Source organism: Cupriavidus sp. YR651 (assembly GCF_900101625.1).
Lineage (GTDB): Bacteria > Pseudomonadota > Gammaproteobacteria > Burkholderiales > Burkholderiaceae > Cupriavidus.
The window spans coordinates 654,205-677,844 of the sequence record NZ_FMYZ01000002.1; the positions used below are offsets into that span (position 1 = coordinate 654,205).

Annotated in this window: 18 protein-coding genes and 1 other RNA gene; 11 read left to right on the forward strand and 8 right to left on the reverse strand. The window is 64.0% G+C overall.

Translation table 11 applies throughout. The features are described from left to right. The first annotated feature begins 205 nt into the window (after positions 1-205). Entirely contained in the window at positions 206-865 is a 660-nt protein-coding gene (locus BLR29_RS09180) for an amino acid ABC transporter permease (RefSeq protein ID WP_092136719.1), read from the forward strand. Positions 866-902: 37 nt separating this feature from the next. Here BLR29_RS09180 and BLR29_RS09185 read toward each other — a convergent pair whose 3' ends face one another. From BLR29_RS09185 to cphA (BLR29_RS09195), 3 genes are all read right to left on the reverse strand, one after another. Continuing rightward, a complete protein-coding gene (locus BLR29_RS09185) occupies positions 903-1,382 on the reverse strand; it encodes an SRPBCC family protein (RefSeq protein WP_092136417.1) in 480 nt (159 codons plus the stop codon). A 180-nt stretch (positions 1,383-1,562) separates the two neighbouring features. Next, on the reverse strand, positions 1,563-4,133 hold the full coding sequence (cphA, locus tag BLR29_RS09190; RefSeq protein ID WP_092136419.1) for a cyanophycin synthetase: 2,571 nt from the start codon (positions 4,131-4,133) through the stop codon (positions 1,563-1,565). Positions 4,134-4,175: 42 nt separating this feature from the next. Further along, positions 4,176-6,821 (reverse strand): cyanophycin synthetase, encoded by a 2,646-nt coding sequence (gene cphA, locus BLR29_RS09195; RefSeq protein WP_092136421.1) that lies wholly within the window; start codon positions 6,819-6,821, stop codon positions 4,176-4,178. A 255-nt stretch (positions 6,822-7,076) separates the two neighbouring features. On the opposite strand from cphA (BLR29_RS09195), the gene BLR29_RS09200 reads away from it, so the two are divergent. Continuing rightward, positions 7,077-9,380, forward strand: coding sequence for a cyanophycin metabolism-associated ABC transporter (locus tag BLR29_RS09200; RefSeq protein WP_092136423.1), 2,304 nt, complete (start codon positions 7,077-7,079; stop codon positions 9,378-9,380). Further along, a complete protein-coding gene (locus tag BLR29_RS09205; RefSeq protein ID WP_369804573.1) occupies positions 9,370-9,873 on the forward strand; it encodes a cyanophycin metabolism-associated DUF1854 family protein in 504 nt (167 codons plus the stop codon). Before BLR29_RS09200 ends, BLR29_RS09205 begins: the two co-directional genes overlap by 11 nt. Before the next feature lie 91 nt (positions 9,874-9,964). On the opposite strand, the gene BLR29_RS09210 is transcribed toward BLR29_RS09205, so the two are convergent. After that, complete coding sequence (locus BLR29_RS09210) at positions 9,965-10,369, reverse strand: hypothetical protein (RefSeq protein ID WP_092136425.1); 405 nt, start codon at positions 10,367-10,369, stop codon at positions 9,965-9,967. Positions 10,370-10,748: 379 nt separating this feature from the next. Between BLR29_RS09210 and BLR29_RS09215 the strand changes: the two genes are divergently transcribed. Continuing rightward, positions 10,749-11,120 (forward strand): hypothetical protein, encoded by a 372-nt coding sequence (locus BLR29_RS09215; protein WP_092136427.1) that lies wholly within the window; start codon positions 10,749-10,751, stop codon positions 11,118-11,120. A gap of 58 nt (positions 11,121-11,178) precedes the next feature. On the opposite strand, the gene ssrA is transcribed toward BLR29_RS09215, so the two are convergent. From ssrA to ompA, 4 genes are all read right to left on the reverse strand, one after another. After that, positions 11,179-11,537: a transfer-messenger RNA gene (gene ssrA / locus BLR29_RS09220) on the reverse strand. Positions 11,538-11,601: 64 nt separating this feature from the next. Beyond that, a complete protein-coding gene (gph, locus tag BLR29_RS09225; RefSeq protein ID WP_092136430.1) occupies positions 11,602-12,258 on the reverse strand; it encodes a phosphoglycolate phosphatase in 657 nt (218 codons plus the stop codon). A gap of 4 nt (positions 12,259-12,262) precedes the next feature. After that, entirely contained in the window at positions 12,263-13,012 is a 750-nt protein-coding gene (gene ubiG / locus BLR29_RS09230; RefSeq protein WP_092136432.1) for a bifunctional 2-polyprenyl-6-hydroxyphenol methylase/3-demethylubiquinol 3-O-methyltransferase UbiG, read from the reverse strand. Positions 13,013-13,174: 162 nt separating this feature from the next. After that, a complete protein-coding gene (ompA, locus tag BLR29_RS09235; RefSeq protein ID WP_092136434.1) occupies positions 13,175-13,831 on the reverse strand; it encodes an outer membrane protein OmpA in 657 nt (218 codons plus the stop codon). Between the two features lie 446 nt (positions 13,832-14,277). Here ompA and gyrA point away from each other — a divergent pair, with 446 nt between their 5' ends. The 7 genes from gyrA to aroA all read left to right on the forward strand — a co-directional run bounded on the left by gyrA (position 14,278) and on the right by aroA (position 23,636). Then, positions 14,278-16,965 (forward strand): DNA gyrase subunit A, encoded by a 2,688-nt coding sequence (gyrA, locus tag BLR29_RS09240; protein ID WP_092136436.1) that lies wholly within the window; start codon positions 14,278-14,280, stop codon positions 16,963-16,965. Positions 16,966-17,047: 82 nt separating this feature from the next. After that, positions 17,048-17,617: a DUF2059 domain-containing protein gene (locus tag BLR29_RS09245; RefSeq protein ID WP_092136438.1), complete on the forward strand. Its 570-nt coding sequence runs from the start codon at positions 17,048-17,050 to the stop codon at positions 17,615-17,617. Positions 17,618-17,756: 139 nt separating this feature from the next. Continuing rightward, positions 17,757-18,920: a 3-phosphoserine/phosphohydroxythreonine transaminase gene (gene serC / locus BLR29_RS09250; RefSeq protein WP_092136440.1), complete on the forward strand. Its 1,164-nt coding sequence runs from the start codon at positions 17,757-17,759 to the stop codon at positions 18,918-18,920. A gap of 96 nt (positions 18,921-19,016) precedes the next feature. Next, on the forward strand, positions 19,017-20,168 hold the full coding sequence (gene pheA / locus BLR29_RS09255) for a prephenate dehydratase (protein ID WP_092136442.1): 1,152 nt from the start codon (positions 19,017-19,019) through the stop codon (positions 20,166-20,168). 19 nt (positions 20,169-20,187) lie between these two features. Next, positions 20,188-21,327, forward strand: coding sequence for a histidinol-phosphate transaminase (hisC, locus tag BLR29_RS09260; RefSeq protein ID WP_092136444.1), 1,140 nt, complete (start codon positions 20,188-20,190; stop codon positions 21,325-21,327). Between the two features lie 52 nt (positions 21,328-21,379). Continuing rightward, positions 21,380-22,276 (forward strand): prephenate dehydrogenase, encoded by an 897-nt coding sequence (locus BLR29_RS09265; protein WP_092136446.1) that lies wholly within the window; start codon positions 21,380-21,382, stop codon positions 22,274-22,276. A 46-nt stretch (positions 22,277-22,322) separates the two neighbouring features. Then, positions 22,323-23,636, forward strand: coding sequence for a 3-phosphoshikimate 1-carboxyvinyltransferase (gene aroA, locus BLR29_RS09270; protein WP_092136447.1), 1,314 nt, complete (start codon positions 22,323-22,325; stop codon positions 23,634-23,636). Positions 23,637-23,640: the final 4 nt, after the last annotated feature.

A 23,640-nucleotide genomic window follows, 5' to 3' on the forward strand; every position in this document is an offset into this window, starting at 1 on the left:
TGATCTCGATCCGCGCCGTGGCCGCCGCGGCCGCTGAAATAGCCGAAGGCGCCCCTGGCGCGGGTGGCCGCCACAAGCGATATCCGTAGCCGCCCACGCCGGCACAGGCATCGCCGCCCGCCCAGGGCGTAAGACAACACCCACGTGCCGGGATCTGTGCCGATCACGTATGATCGCGCCATTCCTGATTCCTGCCGTTCCTTCCATGTCTGCTCTTGCGCTCGTTGTGGATTCGCTGCCCGTGCTGCTGCAGGGTGCGGTGCTCACGCTCAAGTTCGCCGTGTTGTCGATGGCGTTCGGCCTGCTTATTGGGATTGTGGTCGCGCTGATGGGAATCAGCCATGCGCCGGTTCTCAATAGGGCGGCGCGGGTGTACGTCAGCATCATGCGAGGTACGCCGCTGCTGGTTCAGATCTTCGTCGTCTACTATGGTTTGCCGGGCATCGGCATTGCGCTGGAGCCCACGCCGGCAGGGGTGCTGACGCTGAGTCTGAACGTGGGCGCCTATCTGTCAGAGAGCATGCGTGGCGCCATCCTGGGCGTCTCGCGCGGACAGTGGCTGGCCGCCTCCAGCCTGGGGATGACGCGAGGCCAGACGCTGCGCTACATCGTGGGTCCGCAGGCCCTGCGGCTGGCGGTGCCAAGCCTTTCCAACAGCCTGATCAGCCTGATCAAGGACACCTCGCTGGTGTCGGTCATTACCGTGACCGAATTGCTGCGCACCGCGCAGGAGATCATCGCGGCCACTTACCAGCCGCTGCCGCTCTATCTGGCGGTGGCTGCCATCTACTGGGTGCTCAGCACCGGGTTGTCCTTTGTGCAGCGCGCGCTGGAGCGCAGGCTGTCACTGCCGGGCCGTCACTGAGATCCCTGCCGCGCCACCACCGAATCGTCCCGCGTCGTCACTGCGCCTTTGATGGGGCAGGCGGAGGCTTGGGCGTCTCGACCTTGAGTGGCTGGCCCGTTTCCAGCAGCGTCTTGAGCCCCGCCAGGATCAGCGGCCAGCCATTGCGGCCGCCTTGCAGGATCTGCTCGTCCACGGGTTCCTGATGGGTTTCGCTGACGGTGAGCCGTACGGCTTCGCCCAGGGCATCGAGCTGCCACGTGACCACCACTTCGGGCAGCGACCGGAACGCCTCCAGCCACTCCACGCGCCACGTCACCGATAGCCGGTAGGGCGGCTCCGCCGCCAGGACCACGCCCTGGGAATCCACCTTGCCGTCGTCCATGCGCAGCACGAATGGGCTGCCCACCTGCCAGTCCGATTCGACGCGCCGGCCGAAGAAATATTTCACGCTTTGCGCGGGGTCTGTCAGCGCGGCCCAGACCTGCTCCGGCGTGGCGGCGATGTAGGTAACGACTACGGTATGCGGGGTGCGCATGCGAACCTCCTCTGAGATCGGATGGCGACCGGCGGAGCAGGGCGGTCGATAGCGATGGTGATCGTACTGTGGACCTGTCCCGTCTGCGCGGCAAGTGGCGGCCCATGAAAAAGGCCGGCTCAACGGAGCCGGCCTTGCGTGGCAACAGCGGGGTGCGGCGGGGGCATCCCCCGATGCCGCTCAGCCTTGCGCGATACGTTCCGCGATATGCCCCAGGGCCTCTTCGACCTGGTCCACCAGGATCAGGCAGAGATCGCCGGGCCGCAGGTGACCCAATGCCGTATCAATGGCCAGGAACTCGCCCCGGATTTCCTCGACATGGCTGGTGCGCTGCGCCCCTTCCAGCCCCTCGCGCAGCAGCGCCAGGACTTCGCCATCTTCGCGGCCACGCTGGCACTGATCCTGATACAGCACGACCTCGTCGAACACGCCGCCCAGGATCTGGGTTTGCCGACGGATGTCGACGTCGCGCCGATCGCCCGCGCCGCTGATCACGACCACGCGGCGGCTCGACTTCATGGTCTCCACCGCGTTGCACAGCGCCTGGATGGCGTCCGGGTTGTGGCCGTAGTCGGCGATCAGCGTGGCGCCCTTGTAGTCGAACACGTTGAAGCGGCCCGGGGCCGTCGCGGCGTCGTTCACGAAGGTTGCCAGTCCACGGCGGATCACGGCCCAGTCGATGCCCAGCGCCCACGCGGCGGCGACGGAGGACATCGCGTTTTCCACCTGGAAGCCGATGCTGCCGTTACGCGTGAGCGGAATGTCCGCCAGCGCAATGCGCACCTGATTCTCGCCCTCGGACGCCACGATGTGGTCGCCGTCGACGAACACCACGCGCTTGCCCTGCGCACGGTGCAGCGCCATGGTCGGCAGGCCCGGGTCTTGGGCGAAGAAGGTGACCGTGCCCGGGCAGGCATCGGCCATGCGCGCCACCATCGGATCCGCGGCGTTCAGCACGGCCATGCCGTGCGGCGCCACGTTCTGCACGATCACGCTCTTCAGCACGGCCAGGTCTTCCACCGTGCTGATGTAGGACAGGCCCAGATGATCGCCTTCGCCCACGTTGGTCACCACGGCCACGTCGCAGCGGTCGAACGCCAGGCCCTCGCGAAGCAGGCCGCCGCGCGCGGTTTCAAACACGGCGGCATCCACATCCGGGTGCAGCAGCACGTTGCGCGCGCTGCGCGGGCCGCTGCAATCGCCGGTGTCGATGCGCTCGCCCTGGATGTACACGCCGTCGGTGCCGGTCATGCCCATGCGCAGGCCGCTGGTCGCCAGCAGATGCGTGATCAGCCGCACCGTGGTGGTCTTGCCGTTGGTGCCCGATACGGCCACCACGGGAATGCGGCCGTCATCGCCGTCGGCAAACATCGTGGAGACGATGGCCTCGCCAACCGCACGGCCTTTGCCGTACGACGGCTGCAGGTGCATGCGCAGGCCGGGGGCTGCGTTGACTTCGACGATGCCGCCGGCCTGTTCCTCGAACGGCTTGAGCATCGTCTCGCACACGGCGTCCACGCCGCAGATGTCCAGACCGACCATCTGCGCCGCGGCCACGGCGCGCGAGGCGATGTCCGGGTGGACATCGTCCGTCACGTCGGTGGCGCTGCCGCCCGTGGACAGGTTGGCGTTGTTGCGCAGCACGACGCGCGTGCCCTTGGCGGGCACGGCGTCGGCGCTCAGGTTCTGCTTGGCCAGCGTGGCCAGCGCGATATCGTCGAAACGGATCTTGGTCAGCGACGTGGCATGGCCTTCGCCACGGCGCGGGTCGCGGTTGACGTCCTCGACGAGCTGGCGCACGGTGTGCACGCCATCGCCAATCACCTGCGGCGGATCGCGGCGCGCCGCGGCCACCAGGTGCTTGCCCACCACCAGCAGGCGGAAGTCGTGACCGGGGATGTAGCGTTCGACGATGACGTCGGACGAGATATCGGCCGCGACTTCGTAGGCCGTCATCACTTCCTCGCGCGTGCGGATGCGCACGGCCACGCCCTTGCCCTGGTTGCCGTCACGCGGCTTCACCACCACCGGGCCGTTGATTTCCTGGGCGGCGGCCCAGGCTTCCTCGGCGCTGCTGACGGATCGGCCCATCGGCACCGGCACGCCGGCGGCGTGCAGCAGGCTCTTGGTCAGCTCCTTGTCCTGGGCGATCGACTCGGAGACCGCGCTGGTCATGTCGGTCTCGGCAGCCTGGATGCGGCGCTGCTTGCTGCCCCAGCCGAACTGCACCATCGATCCCTGCGTCAGGCGGCGATACGGAATGCCACGCGCCACGGCCGCATAAACGATCGAGCCCGTGCTGGGCCCCAGGCGCACATCCTCGTCCAGTTCACGCAGACGGTGCAGCGCATCGTCAAGGTCGAACGGCGTGTCGTCGCGGGCGGCGATGCAGAGTTGCTCGGCGAGGCCGAATGCCAGGCGGCCGACCTCTTCCTCGCTGTACTGCACGACTACCTGGTACGTGCCCGGCTCCACGGTTGGCGACGTATTGGCGAACGTCACCGGGCAGCCGGCGGAGGCCTGCAGGCCGAGCGCGGCCGTCTCCAGTGCGTGGGCCATCGATGGCGATCCGGCTTCATCGTCCGGACGCAGCGGGCCGATGGCGGGGAAGCGCGCACGCAGGCGGTCTTCGAAGCCAGGCAGGTCCGCCAGCAAGTGCGAGGTGTCCGGGCACGCCACGATGGCCTCGATGGCGGTGTGGCGGCACCAGAGATTCGGGCCACGCAGGGCCCGGATGCGAGAGACTTCCATAGAATCTGTTTTCCGTTGTTCTTCGCGCTGGCAGGTACGGAACTACGCGCGGCGGCCGGGGCGGCCCATCCACTGGTGGACCTGCTCGACGGTGCTCTCGGGGGAGCCCTCGTCGCATTGCAGGACCAGCAGGTCGCCCGCCACCAGCTGCGACAGCGCGGCCTCGATGGCGGCGCGGCGCGAGCCTTCGTCGATGATCTTGGTCACGCGGCGGCCTTCGTACAGCCCCTTCTTGAGCTGCGCGCGGGCCTCCGCGTCCGGCAGGTCGCGCCTGACGCTGTGGTCCTCGCACAGGAACACACGGTCGAAGCTCTTGCCGATCACCTTGCCTTGCGCGATCAGGTCTTCGTCGCGGCGCTGCACGCCGGCACCGAATACCAGCATGCGTCGCTCCGCCGGGAAGCGATCCAGCGCGGCGGCCAGCGCTTCCAGCGCAGTCGCGTTGTGCGCGTCGTCGACGATCACCGTGGCACCCTGGCGCTCGAACAGCGTAAAGCGGCCCGGCACGTCCACCTGGCCCACGTCGAACGTCACCACGCCGGCGCGGATCAGGTCGTTGGAGATGCCCAGTGCCCAGCCGGTCGCCACGGCCGCCAGCACGTTCTCGATCTGGAACGCCACGCGGCCCGCGTAAGTCAGCGGGATGGCCGACACATCGGTCAGCGCGGTCTCGCTGTTGCCCGTGGCCAGCACGATCTTGCCGTCGCGCACGAACACGGCACGCTTGCCGCTGGCGCGATGGGCGGCGATGGCGGGCAGGTCCGTGGACAAGCCGAAGAAGATCACGTCGCCATCGCACAGGTCGGCCATCTCCACCACGCGCTCATCGCGCGCGTTGAGCACGGCCACGCCGTTCTTGAGCACGACATCGACCTGCGTACGCATGACGCTGTACATGCGGTCCTCGTCCTCGACGTAGTAGTCGCCAAGGTGGTCGGGATGGTCGAAGTTGGTGACCACGCCAACCTGGCAGCGGTCATAGGGCAGGCCTTGCGACAGGATCATGCCGCTGTCGTTTTCGAACACGGCGGCTTCCACCGCGCGGTTCATCAGGATGCGGTGGCCGGCTTCCCAGTTGGCGCGGTCGCCCGCATCCACCTGGCGGCGATCCAGGAACAAACCGTCGCTGCATGCCAGGCCGGTGTGCTTGCCCGACAGTTGCAGCAGGCGCGCGACCAGCTTGGCCACCACGGTCTTGCCGTTGGTGCCGGTGATGCCCACCACCGGGATGCGGCCGTCGTCCTCGCCGCCGTCCTTGGCTGCCGGGAACAGGTGGTCGACGATGGCGCGGCCCACGGGGCGCGGCGTGCCGTCGGCCGGCTTGATGTGCATCAGCAGGCCAGGGCCGGCGTTGACTTCGACGATGGCGCCACGCTGCTCGGCCAGCGGACGCGAGATGTCCTCGGCCACCAGGTCCACGCCGGCGATGTCCAGGCCCACCACGCGGGCGGCCAGCGACGCATGCGCGGCCACGCTCGGATGCACGCGATCGGTCACGTCGAAGGCGACGTTGCCGTTGCGCTGGATCAGCACGTGGCATCCTTCGGTCGGCACGGAATTGCCGTCCACCAGCCCCTGGCGCTTCAGCTCCAGGCGCGCGGCGGAATCCAGGCGCACGCGGTTCAGCGGATGGTCTTCCGTGCTGCCACGGCGCGGGTCGGAATTGATCTGCGATTCGATCAGTTCGTCGATGGTCGACTTGCCGTCGCCCACGACGCTGGCGGTCTCGCCCATCGCGGCGGCCACCAGGCGGCCGCCCACCACCAGCAGGCGGTGCTCGTTGCCGGGAACGAAGCGCTCGACGATCACGCCGTTGCCTTCGTCGATGGCTACGCTGTAGGCCGTTTCCACTTCCTCGCGCGTCATCAGGTTGGTGAACACGCCGCGGCCGTGATTGCCGTCATAGGGCTTGACCACCACCGGCACGCCGATACGCTCGGCGGCGTCCCACGCATCCCCGGGACTGTCGACCATGCGGCCTTCCGGTACGGGTACGCCGCAGGATTCCAGCAGGCTCTTGGTCAGGTCCTTGTCGCGCGAAATGGATTCGCCGATGGCGCTGGTGCGGTCGGTCTCGGCCGTCCAGATGCGCCGCTGGCGCGCGCCGTATCCCAATTGAACCAGATTGCCATCCGACAGTCGGATGGACGGGATGTCGCGGTCGTCGGCTGCATCGACGATGCAGGCGGTGCTCGGCCCCAGGCAGTGCTCGTCCACCAGGCGACGCAGGTTGTCGACGGCTTCTGGCACGTCGAACGGGCGGTCCTCGATGGCGGCCATGACCAGGTCGCGGGCGGTGAACAGGGCGGCACGGGTGACTTCCTCGTGCCAGGCGCGCACGATGACCTTGTAGACGCCGCGTACCGGGGTCTCGCGGGCCTTGCCGAAGCCGCCGGGCATGCCGGCGAGGTTCTGCAACTCAAGCGTGACGTGTTCCAGGATGTGACCGGGCCAGGTGCCTTCCTTCAGTCGCTGGAGGAAGCCGCCGCGCTCGCCGATACTGCAGCGATGCTCGATCAGCGTCGGCAACCAGGTCGACAGGCGCTCGTAGAACCCCGGAATCTTGTTGGAGGGAAAATCCTCCAGTTCCCCGATATCGACCCATGCCTCCAGAACGGGCCGATATGTCCACATATTCGGGCCGCGCAGCGACATGACATCGAAAATCTCAATGTCCTTCTTTTTCATTGATTTAGCTTGAGGCTGTGGGCGAATGCCCGAGAAATGGAAGCCTAACCTTTCATTAACGTTACAACGGCATCAGGGTTGACCCTTGAAGGCCGGAACGCGTTGTGCAGCGCACCAGGCGCCCCCGCTTGTTTGCGTTATGTATACTTGCGGGCAAAATTGCGGGCCGCCAGTCGGCGACCGCCTTAAATTGTTTCAAGTTATGTCCGTCTCTCACCCTTTGTGGACGTATTGCGGACGCATTTCGCGCCAACAATGACCCAGTCTTCCCTGTCCGCTTCCACCCACCCCGGCCCGCAAGGACCCTGGGGCGCCGATCTCGGCTCCCACCTCGTGCCCGGGGAAACTATCCTGGCCGGGCTGGAGCTGGACCTGGACGCAAGCCTGCATTTTACCCAAGGGTGGCTGGTTGTGACGGATCGCCGTCTGATCGGCCGCTCTCCCGGCGAAAAAAACCTCAAGAGCTGGGACCTTGCGCCCGGTCTGACCCTGTCCCACAGCGACCATGCCGGCGTGGGGATGCTGGAACTGACCGATGCGACAGGTCGTCTGGGCAACTGGCGCTACACGCTTGGTTACAATCCCGACGCCCTGCGGCTGGCCGATCAGTTCGAAGCGCGCCGGGACCTGCTGATTACCGGGCAAGCTGTCGCGGCGTCCGACGATGACGTATGCCCGACCTGCAAGGCGCCGATCCCGCCGGGCGAGGAGGTGTGCCCGCAATGCAGCCGCGACCTGGAAACCCCGCCTTCCACCTGGGCGCTGCTGCGGCTCTGGCGCTTTGCCCACCCCTATCGCTGGGAATTGCTGGGCGGCTTTGTCCTGCTGCTGCTGGGTACCGCCGCCACGCTGGTGCCGCCATACCTGACCATGCCGCTGATGGACAAGGTGCTGATTCCGTATCAGAACGGCGCGCCGATCGACTATGACCAGGTCAAGCTGTACCTCGCCGGCCTGCTCGGTGCCGCACTGGTGGCATGGGGGTTGGGCTGGGCACGGACCTATCTGCTGGCGCGCGTATCCGAGCGCATCAGTGCCGACCTGCGTACCACCACTTATGAGCATCTGCTCAAGCTGTCGCTCGAATACTTCGGCGGCAAGCGAACCGGCGACCTGATGGCGCGCATCGGTTCGGAGAGCGACCGGATCAGCGTGTTCCTGTCGTTGCATCTGCTCGACTTCGCCACCGACGTGCTGATGATCGCCATGACCGCGATCATCCTTATCTCGATCAACCCGTGGCTCGCGCTGGTTACGCTGGTGCCGCTGCCGTTTATTGCGTGGATGATCCACATGGTGCGAGACCGTCTGCGCCACGGCTTTGAGAAGATCGACCGGATCTGGTCCGAAATCACCAATGTGCTGGCCGATACCATCCCGGGCATCCGTGTGGTGAAGGCCTTTGCGCAGGAAAAGCGCGAGGTCGAACGCTTCCGTGAAGCCAACAAGCACAATCTGGCCGTCAACGACCGCGTAAACGCGGTGTGGTCGCTGTTCACGCCGACGGTGACGCTGCTGACGGAAGTGGGCTTGCTGGTGGTGTGGATCTTCGGTATCTGGCAGGTGAGCCACAACGCCATCACGGTAGGTGTGCTCGTCGCGTTCCTGACCTATATCAGTCGCTTCTACACGCGCCTGGATTCGATGAGTCGCATCGTGTCGGTTACGCAGAAGGCGGCCGCTGGCGCCAAGCGGATCTTCGACATCCTCGACCATGTTTCGAGCGTGCCGGAGCCGCAGAAGCCCGTGCACATCGACAACGTGAAGGGGGCGATCGAGCTGCGCGACCTGGGCTTCCGCTACGGCAACCGTGCGGTGATTCGCGGCCTGAACCTGTCGATCCAGCCGGGCGAGATGATTGGCCTGGTGGGTCACAGCGGATCCGGCAAGAGCACGCTGGTCAATCTGATCTGCCGTTTCTACGATGTGTCCGAGGGTGCGATCCGCGTGGACGGTATCGACATCCGCTCGCTGCCGGTGTCTGAATTCCGGCGCCATATCGGGCTGGTGTTGCAGGAGCCTTTCCTGTTCTTCGGCACGATCGCCGACAACATCGCCTACGGCAAGCCCGATGCAACGCGCGACGAGATCATTGCCGCGGCCCGCGCTGCCCACGCGCACGAGTTCATCCTGCGCCTGCCTCATGGCTACGATTCGCTGGTAGGTGAGCGTGGCCAGGCGCTGTCTGGCGGGGAGCGCCAGCGGATCTCCATCGCTCGTGCGCTGTTGATCAACCCGCGCATTCTGATCATGGACGAAGCCACGTCGTCCGTGGATACCACGACGGAGAAGGAAATCCAGAAGGCGCTGGACAATCTTGTGCAAGGTCGTACGACCATTGCCATCGCGCACCGGCTGTCGACGCTGCGCAAGGCGGACCGTCTGGTGGTCATGGACCGAGGTCAGATTGTCGAAGTGGGCAACCACGATGAACTGCTGGCGCGCGAAGGCGCGTATTTCAAGCTGTACCAGGCCCAGGCCCGCAATGTCGATGCCGATACCGATGTGACCAGCGACGGCGAGAAGCTGGCACCCGTGGAGGCCGTCAATGCCCAATGATCAGAATTTCGAACAAACGGCCATGCAGAAGCCTGAATACACGCTGTCCCGTAACCAATTCGGCAAACTGGTGCTGACGCTGGCCGATGGCACGGCGCATGAGGGGGTGGTGCCAGTGCGCGCATTCCCGATCTCCGCGCCAGATGACGGGGTCGGCATGGTCAGTGCCGATGGCCGCGAACTGGCATGGATTCCGCGCCTGGATGCGCTGCCGGCCCCGATGCGCGCGCTGATCGAGGGAGAACTGGCCGGGCGGGAGTTCATGCCGGAAATTCGCAGCATCGTGGATGTTTCCACCTACGCGACGCCGAGCGTGTGGACCGTGCAGACTGATCGCGGGCAGACCGATCTTGTGCTGCGTGGCGAGGAGGATATCCGCCGGCTCACGGGGAGCACGCTGCTGATCTCGGATAACCACGGCATTCACTATCTGATCCGCGACCAGTTCGCGCTCGACAAGCACAGCCGCAAGATCCTGGATCGTTTCCTCTAGGCGGTCCAGGCGGCTTCCGGCGACCTGGAGTCACAAAGCAAAACGGCACGCAAGTCACGCGTGCCGTTTTGCTTTTGGGAACCCAGTCCAGTCAGTGCAGGAAGGGCGGTGTGTCGTCGTCCTCGTCGTCCCAGTCTTCGTGCACCACCGGCGAATCGGGCACCATGTCCCAGACCATCGAATGGAAGCGGACGGTGAACCATTCGCGGAACATCGCCAGCGACAGTTCTTCCGGCCACATCGAGTCATCGAACCACTCGCCGAGCATGAATTCGAAGAACTCTTGCCAGCGTTTTTCCACCCAGTGAAGCGCGTTCTCTGGCGAGTCGGCCACATCGGATGGCAACAGGAAGACACTCCCGTCGTCACGGACATCTTCCAGTGACAGGGTCGGGACCGGCTCGGGGTCAACCGCCTTGATCCAGTCCAGGAACGGCTGCTCGGGGATCAGCATGATCATGGAGCGATTCAGGGTAAAGCGCGGATGGTCGGTCATGGAGGAAGGAAGGAGGGAGGGAGCAACGGTGGCCTATTGTAGCCGCGCCTGCACGTCGGCCATCGATTATCGGAGGTGCGGCTTCGTCGACGACCCCATTCACGCATACGCTCATTCACCGTGCGCTCGCTCCAAAGAAGCGGGACATGTCACGGCGCGATGAAAACGCGGCGCGCGAAAACGGCCTTGTTCGCCACGCGCCGGATGGGCCGGGGCGCCGCTTAGTCACCGTACGCTTGCGATGGTCTCCAGGCAGTGTTGTTTCTTGTCATAGGGCGTCGATTTAGAGGGGTGGAATCGTGCATGAAATGCCGTTGGCCGCTACAGTTTCGCCTCGTGAATGCCGTCATAGATGAGACTTGGCATTGGAGACGGGAAAATGAGCTTTACGTTTCACTTGCCCGGCGATGCTGTCGTCCCGACCATGACGGAGCGATTCGCCGAGGCGGAAAAAATTGAAAATCGCGAAGAGCGCTGGACTGCCCAGGCGATGATCGCGCTGGACACTGGTGACATGTACCTGGTGGGATTGGTCTTGTTCAAGGCGATTCAGGAATTCGGTCCACGTCAGTTCGCAGAACGTTCGGGTGAGGCGCCGGCGCGCCTGGCTCGACTCTGGATGCCAGGCGTGCTGACATCCGTCGACCAGGCGGGAACGCTGTTCGAACACTTGGGCGTCAGCCTGCCGGTGGAGCGTTTCCACTCGGCACGCCTCGCCAACTTCCCCGTCGAGAACACATCGGTCCACTAGATCGAGTGGAAAAGAAAAAAACCCCGCAGACTTCACGTCTACGGGGTTTTTTAATAACTGGTGGAGCCGGCGGGAATCGAACCCGCGTCCGCAAGCCCTCCACAGAGAGTTCTACATACTTAGTTCTGTCATTTGATTTAACCGCCGCATCGCGGACGAACACGCTCTACGACGGCGAGTCACTAAATTTTCGTCTCCGGACCCGTGACACTCCCGGAGCTTATCTGACGTAAATGACCTCGCGTAGTCTTGCGACCCTAGCCCGTCAGCGAGCCAGTGCGAGGACGGCCGCAATTAAGCGGCCAGTGCGTAACGTTCGTCGTTAGCAGTTATTGCATTCCCATTGATTAACGAGGTGACGGGTCCTCGGTATGCCCTCCACTGCTTCGCAACCCACGTCGAAACCAGGTCGGCCCCAGTGTGAAGAAAACGGATTGTACCCGGTTTCGACGCGTGCCGGGCGCGTGGGTTCCCGTCGCGATCAGGCGATGAGGGGAATCAGTTCGGCAGGGTGCCGGATGAGATAGTCGGCACCCCAGTTCTCGGGTCGTTCGCCGTCGCCGCAGTAGCCGTACGCCGCCGTCACCGTGGCCATGCCTGCGGCCTTGCCGGCCTGGATGTCGCGCAGGTCGTCGCCCACATACAGGCAGCGCTCTGGCGCGACACCGCTGACCTCGGCGGCGTGCAGCAACGGAGCAGGGTGCGGCTTGGCATGGGGGGTGGTGTCGCCGCTGACCACCGCTGATGCGCGCGGCGCCAGCCCGATGGCAGCCACCAGTGGCACCGTGAAGCGGGCGATCTTGTTGGTCACGATTCCCCAGCGAATACCCGCGGCTTCGAGTTTCGCCAGCACCTCGTCCATGCCGTCGAACAGGCGCGTATGTACGGCGATATCCGCTTCGTAGTAATTGAGGAACGTATCACGCAGCGCGGGGAATTCGGGATCTTCGGGGCACTTGCCGAACGCCGCGCCGATCAGGCCGCGCGCGCCGTGCGATGCCACCGGGCGAAGCTTCTCATAGGCGACGGGTGGCAGGCCGTGCTCCACCACCAGCCGATTTGCGGCGGCGGCGAGGTCGGGGGCGGTATCGGCCAGCGTGCCGTCGAGATCGAAAAAGACTGCGTCGAAGGTACGCATGGGCTCAGGCCGTTTTCCGAAAGGCCATCATGTAGTTGACGCCCGTATCGTTGGCAAGCGCGTACTCCTGCGACAGCGGGTTGTAGGTCATGCCACGCATCTCGATCAGGTCAAGCCCCGCATTGCGCGCAAAGCGAGCCAGTTCGGATGGCGTAATGAATTTCTCGTAGTCATGCGTACCGCGCGGCAGCATGTTCAGCACGTACTCCGCGCCGACGATGGCCAGGAGGTAGGCCTTCAGGTTGCGGTTGATCGTGGAAAAGAAGACGTAGCCGCCCGGGCGGACCAGCGTCGTGCAGGCGCGCACGATGGAGGCCGGATCGGGTACGTGTTCCAGCATCTCCATGCAGGTCACGACATCAACACTGGCCGGCATGCGTGCCGCCAGGTCTTCGACGGCGATTTCCTCGTAGGTGACCGTGACGCCCGATTCCAGGCTGTGCAGGTCCGCTACCTTCAGCGCCTTGGTCGACAGGTCGATGCCTCGCACGGTTGCGCCTGCGTGCGCCATGCTTTCAGACAGGATGCCGCCGCCGCAACCTACATCCACCACATGTTTGCCCGCAATACGCGCGATGCCGTCAATCCAGCCAAGCCGCAACGGGTTCAGGTCATGCAGCGGCTTGAACTCGCTGTTCGGGTCCCACCATCGGTGGGCCAGCTCGCTGAACTTGTCGATCTCCTTAGGGTCGGCATTGCGGCCGCCAGTAGTGGAGTCGATAGGGGGATGCAGGGTGGACGATTGCGACATCATGAATTGGGTGTGCCGGCGACCTGTCGAGGGTGAGCAATCACCCCGTCAATATGCCGACAGCCGCGCCGACGGGCCGGCAGGTCTGAGAGAAGTCTGCGCCAACTTTACCAAAAAAAAAGCCCAGCTTGCGCTGGGCTTTCTTCATCGGAGAGGCTCTTCCGATTAACGTGCGCTGCGGGTGCCGACCACTTCGACTTCCACGCGGCGGTTCGGCTGCTGGCAGGAGATCTGAGCGGTGCGGTTGCCCTTGCACGACTTCGGATCCACCTTCAGCTGACGCTTGCCCTTGCCTTCGGTGTACACGCGGTTGGCTTCCACGCCCTTGCTTACCAGGTAAGCCTTGACGGATTCAGCACGGCGGATCGACAGGCGATCGTTGTACTTGTCCGAACCGAACGAGTCGGTGTGGCCAACGGCGATGATCACTTCGAGGGTGATGCCTTGCAGCTTCGAGACCAGATCGTCCAGCTTGGCCTTGCCTTCGGGCTTCAGAACAGCCTTGTCGAAGTCGAACAGGGTGTCAGCAGCGAAAGTGACCTTCTCGCTCGACACAACCGGCGGAGCAACCGGGGTCGGGGCCGGAGCCGGAGCAGCAGCCGGAGCCAGTGCGCCATCGCACAGGGCGTTAGCCGTTGCCGGGGTCCAGGAGCTGTCGCGCCAGCAGAGCTCGTTCGTGCCATTCTTCCACACGTACTCGCTCGTACCGTTGCCCCAGTTGTCGTTCACAGCCTTCTTTTCATAGGGGACGGACTGGGCTTGAGCGGATGCAGCCATTACTGCGGTAGCTGCAACGAGCGCGAGCTTGGCAAATTTTTTCATATTTCTCCTCTCAGGATGAGATCACCGCAGGGTTACTGCGAGCAAATGGACGAAAACAAGTCATACATTCTTCGGAGTATAACATTCTCGATGTGGTTGATGCTCCACTTCGAACAATGTCTGGCTCTTCGCTGGGGAATTGTGCCACAAGGCTCGTTTCCTAAGAAGTAAATATATTCGATTCAACCTCTGGCTTTTAGGCCTGTGGTGTTTGTGCAACATCGACCTTGCATCGCCCGCAAAGCCTTGTCCCGTATGGGTTGTGGGCGGCAGGGGGTGGCTGGTGGACGTCGGTGCCGGGGGCGTTCGGGAGGGGCCGGGGAGGGGGCGGGAAGGGGGTGCCGCGCATGATAGAATGGCACGTTACCCATGTCCGGGAGGTGTCTGTCTTGCGCTCCGGATTTCGGGTCTCATTCGCTTAAACCCGCCGCATAAACCACGCCGCAATGGATCAATTCGCCAAAGAAACCCTTCCGGTCTCCCTGGAAGAGGAAATGCGCCGCTCATACCTCGATTACGCCATGAGCGTTATCGTGGGGCGCGCGCTTCCCGACGTCCGGGACGGCCTGAAACCGGTACACCGGCGCGTGCTCTATGCGATGCATGAGCTCAATAACGACTGGAACCGGCCTTACAAGAAATCGGCCCGTATCGTCGGTGACGTGATTGGTAAGTATCACCCGCACGGTGACACCGCTGTCTACGACACCATCGTCCGGATGGCGCAGAACTTTTCGCTGCGCTACATGCTGGTGGACGGCCAGGGTAACTTCGGTTCGGTGGACGGCGATAACGCGGCGGCGATGCGTTATACCGAAATCCGCCTTTCGAAGATTGCCCATGAAATGCTTCACGATATCGACAAGGAAACGGTCGATTTCGAAGCCAACTATGACGGTTCGGAGAAAGAGCCCGGTATTTTGCCGGCCCGTATTCCGAATTTGCTGATCAATGGTTCGTCGGGTATTGCGGTCGGTATGGCGACCAATATCCCGCCGCATAACCTGAATGAAGTCGTCGATGCCTGTCTGCATCTGCTGCGCAATCCGGAAGCCACTGTCGACGAACTGATCGAGCTGGTGCCGGCGCCCGATTTTCCGACCGCCGGCATTATCTATGGCATTCAGGGCGTCCGAGAGGGATACCGCACCGGCCGCGGCCGCGTGGTCATGCGCGCCCGGACGCACTTCGAGGATATCGATCGCGGGCAGCGCCAGGCGATCATCGTCGACGAGCTGCCGTACCAGGTGAACAAGCGGACGCTGCTTGAGCGTATCGCCGAGCTGGTGACCGAGAAGAAGGTCGAGGGCATTTCCGATATTCGCGACGAATCTGACAAGTCAGGTATGCGCGTGGTGATCGAACTCAAGCGCAACGAAGTGCCCGAGGTTGTCCTGAACAACCTCTATAAGAACACCCAGCTGCAGGACACCTTCGGCATGAACATGGTGGCGCTGGTCGATGGGCAGCCACGCCTGCTGAACCTGCGCCAGATGCTGGACGCGTTCCTGTCGCACCGCCGCGAGGTGGTGACCCGCCGCACCGTGTTCGAGCTGCGCAAGGCGCGCGAGCGCGGCCATGTGCTGGAAGGGCTGGCTGTTGCGCTGGCCAATATCGACGAGTTCATCGCCATCATCAAGGCCGCGCCGACCCCGCCGATCGCCAAGCAGGAACTGATGGCGAAGTCGTGGGATTCGGGCCTCGTGCGCGAGATGCTCGCACGTGCCGAAAGCGACACGCCGGGCGGCCGCGCCTCGTATCGTCCGGACGGCCTGCCGGCCCTGTTCGGCATGCAGCCGGATGGTCTGTATCGTCTGTCCGATGGCCAGGCGCAGGAAATCCTGCAAATGCGTCTGCAACGCCTCACCGGGCTGGAGCAGGACAAGATCGTTCAGGAGTACCGCGAAGTCATGGCGGTGATCGCCGACCTGCTGGACATCCTGGCGCGTCCCGAGCGGATCACGACCATCATCACCGACGAGCTGGGTGCCATTCGTGCCGAGTTCGGCGACGAGCGCCGTTCGCAGATCGAGCTGAACGCGACCGAACTGGACACCGAGGACCTGATCACGCCGCAGGACATGGTCGTCACGCTGTCGCACAGCGGCTATATGAAGAGCCAGCCGATTTCCGAGTATCGCGCTCAGAAGCGCGGAGGCCGTGGCAAGCAGGCGGCCGCGACGAAGGAAGACGACTGGATCGACACGTTGTTCGTCGCCAATACCCACGACTACATCCTGTGCTTCTCGAACCGTGGCCGGTTGTACTGGCTGAAGGTCTATGAAGTACCGCAGGGTTCGCGCAACTCGCGTGGCCGCCCCATCGTGAACATGTTCCCGCTGGCGGATGGCGAGAAGATCAACGTGATCCTGCCCGTGCGCCAGTTCGACGCCGAGCACTTCATCTTCATGTCCACGGCCCGTGGCACCGTGAAGAAGACCGCCCTGACCGAGTTCTCGAACCCGCGCAAGGCCGGCATCATCGCCGTGGACCTGGATGAGGGCGATTTCCTGATCGGCGCCGCAGTGACGGATGGCCAGCATGACGTCATGCTGTTCTCCGACGCCGGCAAGGCGGTGCGCTTTGACGAAAACGATGTGCGCCCGATGGGTCGTCAGGCGCGCGGCGTTCGCGGTATGAACCTCGATGAAGGCCAGGCCGTGATCGCAATGCTGGTGGCCCCGGCGGAAACCGAGGCGACTGACGCTGCGGAAGAGGGTGCTGCCGCGACTGTGGGCAGCGTGCTGACTGCTACGGAAAACGGCTACGGCAAGCGTACGCCGATTTCCGAATACACTCGACACGGTCGCGGGACCAAAGGCATGATTGCGATCCAGACGAGCGAGCGCAATGGCCGCGTGGTTGCGGCGGCGCTGGTTTCGCCCGAAGACGAAATCATGCTGATTACGACCGGTGGCGTGCTGATCCGCACCCGGGTGGCTGAAATCCGCGAGATGGGGCGCGCCACGCAAGGGGTCACGCTGATCAACGTCGATGAGGGTACCAAGCTGTCGGGCCTCCAGCGCATTGTCGAGAGCGATGCCGACAACGGCGCTTCGGAAGAGGCTGAAGAGGCAGACGACGCCACGGGCGCCACCGATGCCGGTGCCGCCGACGCGGGTGCCAATTCGTAAGTTGTTGCAACAACAGGACGGCGGCCGGAACTCGCCAGACGGCCGTCCGGACTAATCCGGACATATTTTCCAGGGAGTCATAATGCTGAAAACCTATCGACGTATCGCTGTTCTGGCTGCTTTTGTCCCGACGTTCATGATGGCGCAAGGCGTGCATGCGCAGGACAACGACAAGGACAAGACCGCTGCCATCAAGGAACTGCTTTCCGTCATGCAGGCAGATCAAGCCGTGAAGGGCCAGGCCGATAACTGGCAAGCAGGCGCCAAGCAGGAAGCACCGCTGGTCCTGGAGCAGGTCCTGGTGGAAAACAAGACGCTGAACGACAAGCAGAAGCAGGCCGCTGTCGACAAGCTCAAGAAGAACGGTGCCGTGCAGCGCATGGTCGACGGCGCCGGCACGCAGTTCTCGACCGACGGCTTCAAGCAGGACGCTCTCAAGGCCCACTACGATGCGTTCGGCAAGTACTACTCGACGCAGGAAATCAAGGATCTCACCACGTTCCTGAAGTCGCCGACCGGCCAGAAGTTCATGGCCAACCAGGGCAAGGCGACGCAGGAAATCTGGGGTTCGATGATGCAGAAGTACGGCCCGCAAGTGGGCAAGTCGATGCGTGACGCGGCTGAGAAGGAAGTGGCCGCCGCCGCCAAGTAAGTGATCGACGGCTGGCCTCGCAGGGTATTCCACCCGGTGGGGCCGCACCACCGCCGCCCCCGAGGTGTCCAAGGGGCGCGGGTTTGAGGGATAATGGCTGCCTGGTTCAAACCGGCAGCCATTTTTCCATCTCCCCTCCATGAACGATCCCCAGAATCCCGCCCTCGCTGGCCTGCAACGTACCCTGGCCGAGCGTGTGTTCAATTTCTCGCCGGGCCCGGCCGCGCTGCCGACCGAAGTCCTCCAGCAGGCCGCCGAGGAAATGCTGTCATGGCGGGGCACCGGTGTCTCGGTGATGGAAATGAGCCACCGCAGCCGCGAGTTCGAGGGTATCCACAACGAGGCCCTTGCCGACCTGCGCGAGCTGCTGCAGGTTCCGAAGAATTTCCGCATCCTGTTCCTGCAGGGCGGCGCTATTGGCGAAAACGGCATCGTGCCGCTGAACCTGGCCAATCGCGTTCACGCGGACAAGCCGAAGACCGATTTCGTCGTGACGGGTACCTGGTCGGTCAAGACCGAGCAGGAAGCGCGCCGCTACGGCGAGGTCAATATCGCGGCCTCCAGCAAGGATCAGAAGTTCGTCAAGATTCCCGACGCAGGTAGCTGGAAGCTGTCCAACGATGCCGCATACGTGCACCTGTGCACCAACGAGACGATTGTCGGCGTGGAGTTCCACGAGATCCCCGACATCGGCCAGACCGGCACGCACGACAAGGGGCGTATCGTCGTGGCCGATGCGTCGAGCCACATCCTGTCGCGCCCGATCGACTGGTCGCGTGTACAGGTGGTCTACGGCGGCGCGCAGAAGAACATCGGCCCGGCCGGCGTGACGATCGTGATCGTGCGCGAGGACCTGATCGGCTTCGCGCATCCGCTGTGCCCCACGGCGTTCAACTGGCGCCTGGTGGACGAGCACGATTCGATGTACAACACGCCGCCCACCTACGCGATCTACATCGCGGGGCTCGTGTTCAAATGGCTCAAGGCCCGGGGCGGCGTGGACGCGATCGAGCAGCGCAATATCGCCAAGGCGCGCGCGCTCTACGACTTCCTGGACCAGAGCGACTTTTATCGTAACGAAATCGACCCCAGCTGCCGCTCGCGGATGAACGTACCGTTCTTCCTGGGCGATGAATCGCGCAACGAAGCATTCCTGACCCAGGCGCGCGCGAACGGCCTGGTACAGCTCAAGGGCCACAAGTCCGTGGGCGGCATGCGCGCCAGCATCTACAACGCGATGCCACTGGAAGGTGTTTCCGCGCTGATCGACTTCATGCGCGAGTTCGAGCGCACCGCCGCCTGACGACGGCTTCCGGCCGCGCCGGCGCGCATGAGTCGTGCCGCGCGGCATCGCCCCGATTTTCCCCAGGCCGCCCGTTGCGGCCGACCAGGCCTTGATATGACCCACCAAGACAAGCCTCGCGCAGACGCGGATGCACAATCGAATGGCAACGCCGGGCCGAGCCCCCAGGAGCAGGCGCTGTCCGCCGACCTGGCGCCGCTGCGCGACCAGATCGATACCGTGGACCGTGAACTGCTGGCCCTGCTAAACCGTCGCGCCCAGCTTGCGCTGGACGTTGGCGAGGTCAAGAAGAAATATGGCGCGCCTGTGTTCCGTCCCGAGCGCGAACTGCAGGTCATCCGCAAGGTGCAGGCCGCGAATCCGGGCCCGCTGCTCGGCGAGAGCGTGGCGTCGATCTGGCGCGAGGTCATGTCGGCTTGTCGTGGACTGGAGAAGCCGCTGGAAATCGCATTCCTGGGCCCGGCCGGCACGTTCTCGGAACAGGCGCTGTATGCGCACTTTGGCCACGAGGTCACTGGCGTGCCGTGCCCGAGCATCGACGAAGTGTTCCGTGCCGTGGAGGCGGGCACCGTCGAATACGGCGTGGTGCCGGTCGAGAACTCCACCGAAGGCGCGGTATCGCGCACGCTGGACCTGTTCCTGCAAACGTCGCTCAAGATCAGTGGCGAGATTGCGCTGAAGGTGCATCACAACCTCATGGCGTCCACGCCGGACATGAATGGCGTGACCGTCGTGCGCGCGCATGCGCAGGCGCTGGCGCAGTGCCAGCACTGGCTGACGGCCAACTATCCGCATCTGGAGCGCCAGGCGGTGTCCAGCAATGCCGAGGCCGCGCGCATGGCGAGCGAGGATCCCACCGTGGCGGCGATCGCTGGCGAGTCCGCGGCCAATCGCTATCACCTGCACGTGGTGCGGACCCACATCCAGGACGATCCGCACAATCGCACGCGCTTTGCCGTGATTGGCCGCTACGAGACGGAGCCGTCAGGCAGCGACCAGACGTCGCTGATCCTGTCGGTGCCGAACAAGGCCGGCGCGGTGTATCAGCTGCTGGCGCCGCTGGCCGAGAACGGCGTGTCGATGTGCCGATTCGAATCGCGCCCCGCGCGCAGTGGCGCGTGGGAGTACTACTTCTATGTGGACGTGGAAGGCCACCAGCACGAGCCCGCCGTTGCGCGGGCGCTGCAGGCGCTGCACCGCAATGCCGCGTACCTGAAGGTGCTCGGTTCGTATCCGTCCAGCAAATAACAAGGGAGCGAGGAGACTCATGGCAGAGCAGCGCAGCGCCGATCCGGGCAATTTCGCCGACTATTTCGGCCCTTCCTATGTGCGAAAGATTTCTCCGTACATCGCAGGCAAGCCGATTTCGGAAGTGGCCCGCGAGTTCGGGCTCGACGAAGCGCGCATCGTCAAACTGGCATCGAACGAGAATCCGCTTGGCATGCCAGCGTCAGCGAAGTCCGCCATCGCGGCTGCCATGGACGACCTTGGTCGCTATCCGGACAGCAATGGTTTCGAGCTGAAGGCGAAACTGGCCGCGCGGTATGACGTACCGGCCGAATGGCTGACGCTGGGTAACGGCAGCAACGATATCCTCGAGCTGGCCGCCCACGCATTGGTGCGTCCGGGCGAGTCGATTGTCTACGCCGAGTTTTCGTTCGCGGTGTACGCGCTGGCCACGCAGGAAGTGGGCGCTCGCGCCATCGAAGTCAAGGCGCGCAACTACGGCCACGACCTCGATGCGATGGCCAAGGCGATCGCGCCGGATACGCGTCTGATCTTTATCGCCAATCCGAATAATCCCACCGGCACCTTCGTGTCGGCAGGCGAGATCGAAGCCTTCCTGGCCAGGGTGCCGCCGAATGTGGTGGTGGTGCTGGACGAGGCCTATAACGAATATCTCGACGCCGGCCAGCAATACGAGTCGGTGGCATGGGTGCGCAAGTATCCGAACCTGATGGTGTCGCGCACGTTCTCCAAGGCCTATGGTCTGGCCGGCTTGCGTGTGGGCTATGGCGTCGCGCAACCTGCGCTGACTGATCTGCTGAATCGCGTGCGCCAGCCGTTCAATGTCAACACGCTGGCGCAAGCCGCAGCCGTGGCAGCGCTGGGCGATACGGATTTCCTGCGCCAGAGTGCGGAACTGAATCGTACGGGCAAGGCGCAGTTGGTGGATGCGTTCGACCGCCTGAAACTGGAATACGTGAAGTCGTCCGGCAATTTCGTCATGGTCCGTGTGGGCGATGACGATGGCGCCGGCGCGCGCGTCAACCTTGCGCTGCTCCAGCAGGGCGTGATCGTCCGCCCGGTGGCCAACTACGGCCTGCCGCAATGGCTGCGGGTGACGATCGGCCTGCCGGAAGAGAATGCCGCGTTCATCGCGGCCCTCGAACAAGCGCTGAAGTGAACTGAAATGATGGCTGATTTCCTGAATTTTCCCGCCCTGGTGGCCTGATACCGTGAGCGATCTGCATTTTTCTCGTGTTGTGATTGTCGGCGTGGGCTTGATCGGCGGCTCGCTGGCGTTGTCGCTCAAACGCGCAGGCGTGGTGGGAACCGTGGTGGGCGTGGGCCGCTCGGCGGCGTCGCTCGAAAAGGCAAAGGCGCTGGGGGTGATCGATGAGATCGCCTCGCTGGAAGATGCCGCGCGCGGCGCCAGCATGATCGTGCTGTGCGCGCCGGTGGCCCAGAACTTTGCGCTGCTGCATGCGCTGGAGCCGCACCTGCAGCCGGGCACTATCGTGACCGATGCGGGCAGCACCAAGTCTGACGTTATCGTCGCGGCCAAGACGGCGCTCGGCGACAAGGTTGCGCAGTTCGTGCCGGCACACCCGATTGCCGGCCGCGAACTGAATGGCGTGGAAGCTGCGCTCGACGACCTGTACCTCGGCAAGAAGGTGGTGCTGTGCCCGCTGCAGGAGAATGCGCGGGCCGACGTGGCGGCTGTGCGCGCGATGTGGGAAGCCGCGGGTGCCCATTGCCACGTGATGTCGGCGGTCCAGCATGATGCCGTGTTTGCCTCGGTCAGCCACCTGCCGCACCTGTTGTCCTATGCATTGGTCGCTCAGGTGGCCAACGCCGAGGACGCAGCGCTGAAGCTGGATTTTGCCGGCGGAGGTTTCCGCGACTTCACGCGAATCGCGGCCTCGTCCCCGGAGATGTGGCGCGACATCTGCGTCGCCAACAAGGAAGCCCTGTTGCGTGAGATCAGCACCTACGAGGCCGTGCTCGCGCACCTGAAGACACAAATCAAGAACGGCGACGGCGACGCGCTCGAACGCGTGTTTGCGCGCGCCAGCGCCGCCCGCCTGAAGTGGGGCGCCGCACGTGCGGCAACCACGAATGTCGAACCCTGATGTCGTCGCGCGCATTTGAACGCGCCACGACCACGCTGCAAAGACCATGGAACATCTCACCCTCGGCCCCCTGAGTCGTGCATCCGGCACGGTCCGCCTGCCTGGCTCGAAGAGCATCTCCAACCGCGTGTTGTTGCTGGCTGCGCTGGCGACCGGCGAAACGCGCGTGCGCGAGTTGCTCGATTCCGACGACACGCGCGTCATGCTCGAGGCGCTGAAAGTCCTTGGCGTGGCGTGGCGGCGCGATGGCAATGACTGCATCGTGACTGGCGTCGGCGGCAAGTTTCCGAACCAGTCGGCGGATCTGTTCATGGGCAATGCCGGCACGGCGATTCGCCCGCTGACGTCCGCGCTGGCGCTCCAGGGTGGCACCTACAAGCTGTCCGGCGTGCCGCGCATGCACGAGCGGCCGATCGGCGATCTCGTCGATGGCCTGCGGCAGGTGGGCGCCGCGATCGACTATCTCGGCACGGAAGGCTATCCGCCGCTGCAGATTCGCCCCGCGCAAATCCATATCGATGCGCCGATCCGGGTGCGTGGCGATGTGTCGAGCCAGTTCCTGACCGCGCTGCTGATGACGTTGCCGATGGCATCGGCACCGGCGGGCCGGATCGAAATCGAGGTGATCGGCGAGCTGATTTCGAAACCGTATATCGAGATCACGCTGAACCTGCTGGCGCGCTTCGGCATCCAGGTGGAGCGCGAGGGCTGGGAGCGATTCCTCCTGCCGGCCGGTGCGCAATACCAGTCGCCGGGCGAGATTTATGTCGAGGGCGATGCTTCGACCGCCTCGTACTTCCTGGCTGCGGGGGCCATTGGCGGCGGACCGGTGCGCGTGGAAGGCGTGGGGATGTCGAGCATCCAGGGCGACGTGCGTTTTGCCGAGGCGTTGAACCGGATGGGTGCCAACGTCATGGCGGGCGACAACTGGATCGAGGTACGCGGCACGGAACGCGATGACGGGCGCCTGCATGGTATTGAACTCGATTGCAACCATATTCCCGATGCGGCCATGACCCTGGCCGTGGCGGCGTTGTTTGCAGAGGGCACGACCACGCTGACCAATATCGCCAGTTGGCGCGTCAAGGAGACGGATCGGATTTCAGCCATGGCGACCGAGTTGCGCAAACTCGGCGCCGAGGTGGAGGAGGGCGCCGACTACCTGCGCGTGACCCCGCCGGCATCGCTATCGGACTGGCAGACTCCCGCCGACGGCATTGACACCTATGATGATCATCGCGTGGCGATGTGTTTCTCGCTCGCCGCCTTCGGACCGCTGCCCGTGCGGATCAATGATCCGGGCTGCGTCGGCAAGACGTTCCCGGAGTATTTCTCGGTGTTTGCCGGGGTGGCGCGGTAAGCGC

Bases quoted from the DNA above. Each gene is read 5' to 3' on its own strand.
- BLR29_RS09180 (WP_092136719.1), top strand. From the start codon at position 206: ATGTCTGCTCTTGCGCTCGTTGTGGATTCGCTGCCCGTGCTGCTGCAG.
- BLR29_RS09185 (WP_092136417.1), bottom strand. From the start codon at position 1,382: ATGCGCACCCCGCATACCGTAGTCGTTACCTACATCGCCGCCACGCCG.
- cphA (WP_092136419.1), bottom strand. From the start codon at position 4,133: ATGGAAGTCTCTCGCATCCGGGCCCTGCGTGGCCCGAATCTCTGGTGC.
- cphA (WP_092136421.1), bottom strand. From the start codon at position 6,821: ATGAAAAAGAAGGACATTGAGATTTTCGATGTCATGTCGCTGCGCGGC.
- BLR29_RS09200 (WP_092136423.1), top strand. From the start codon at position 7,077: ATGACCCAGTCTTCCCTGTCCGCTTCCACCCACCCCGGCCCGCAAGGA.
- BLR29_RS09205 (WP_369804573.1), top strand. From the start codon at position 9,370: ATGCCCAATGATCAGAATTTCGAACAAACGGCCATGCAGAAGCCTGAA.
- BLR29_RS09210 (WP_092136425.1), bottom strand. From the start codon at position 10,369: ATGACCGACCATCCGCGCTTTACCCTGAATCGCTCCATGATCATGCTG.
- BLR29_RS09215 (WP_092136427.1), top strand. From the start codon at position 10,749: ATGAGCTTTACGTTTCACTTGCCCGGCGATGCTGTCGTCCCGACCATG.
- gph (WP_092136430.1), bottom strand. From the start codon at position 12,258: ATGCGTACCTTCGACGCAGTCTTTTTCGATCTCGACGGCACGCTGGCC.
- ubiG (WP_092136432.1), bottom strand. From the start codon at position 13,012: ATGATGTCGCAATCGTCCACCCTGCATCCCCCTATCGACTCCACTACT.
- ompA (WP_092136434.1), bottom strand. From the start codon at position 13,831: ATGAAAAAATTTGCCAAGCTCGCGCTCGTTGCAGCTACCGCAGTAATG.
- gyrA (WP_092136436.1), top strand. From the start codon at position 14,278: ATGGATCAATTCGCCAAAGAAACCCTTCCGGTCTCCCTGGAAGAGGAA.
- BLR29_RS09245 (WP_092136438.1), top strand. From the start codon at position 17,048: ATGCTGAAAACCTATCGACGTATCGCTGTTCTGGCTGCTTTTGTCCCG.
- serC (WP_092136440.1), top strand. From the start codon at position 17,757: ATGAACGATCCCCAGAATCCCGCCCTCGCTGGCCTGCAACGTACCCTG.
- pheA (WP_092136442.1), top strand. From the start codon at position 19,017: ATGACCCACCAAGACAAGCCTCGCGCAGACGCGGATGCACAATCGAAT.
- hisC (WP_092136444.1), top strand. From the start codon at position 20,188: ATGGCAGAGCAGCGCAGCGCCGATCCGGGCAATTTCGCCGACTATTTC.
- aroA (WP_092136447.1), top strand. From the start codon at position 22,323: ATGGAACATCTCACCCTCGGCCCCCTGAGTCGTGCATCCGGCACGGTC.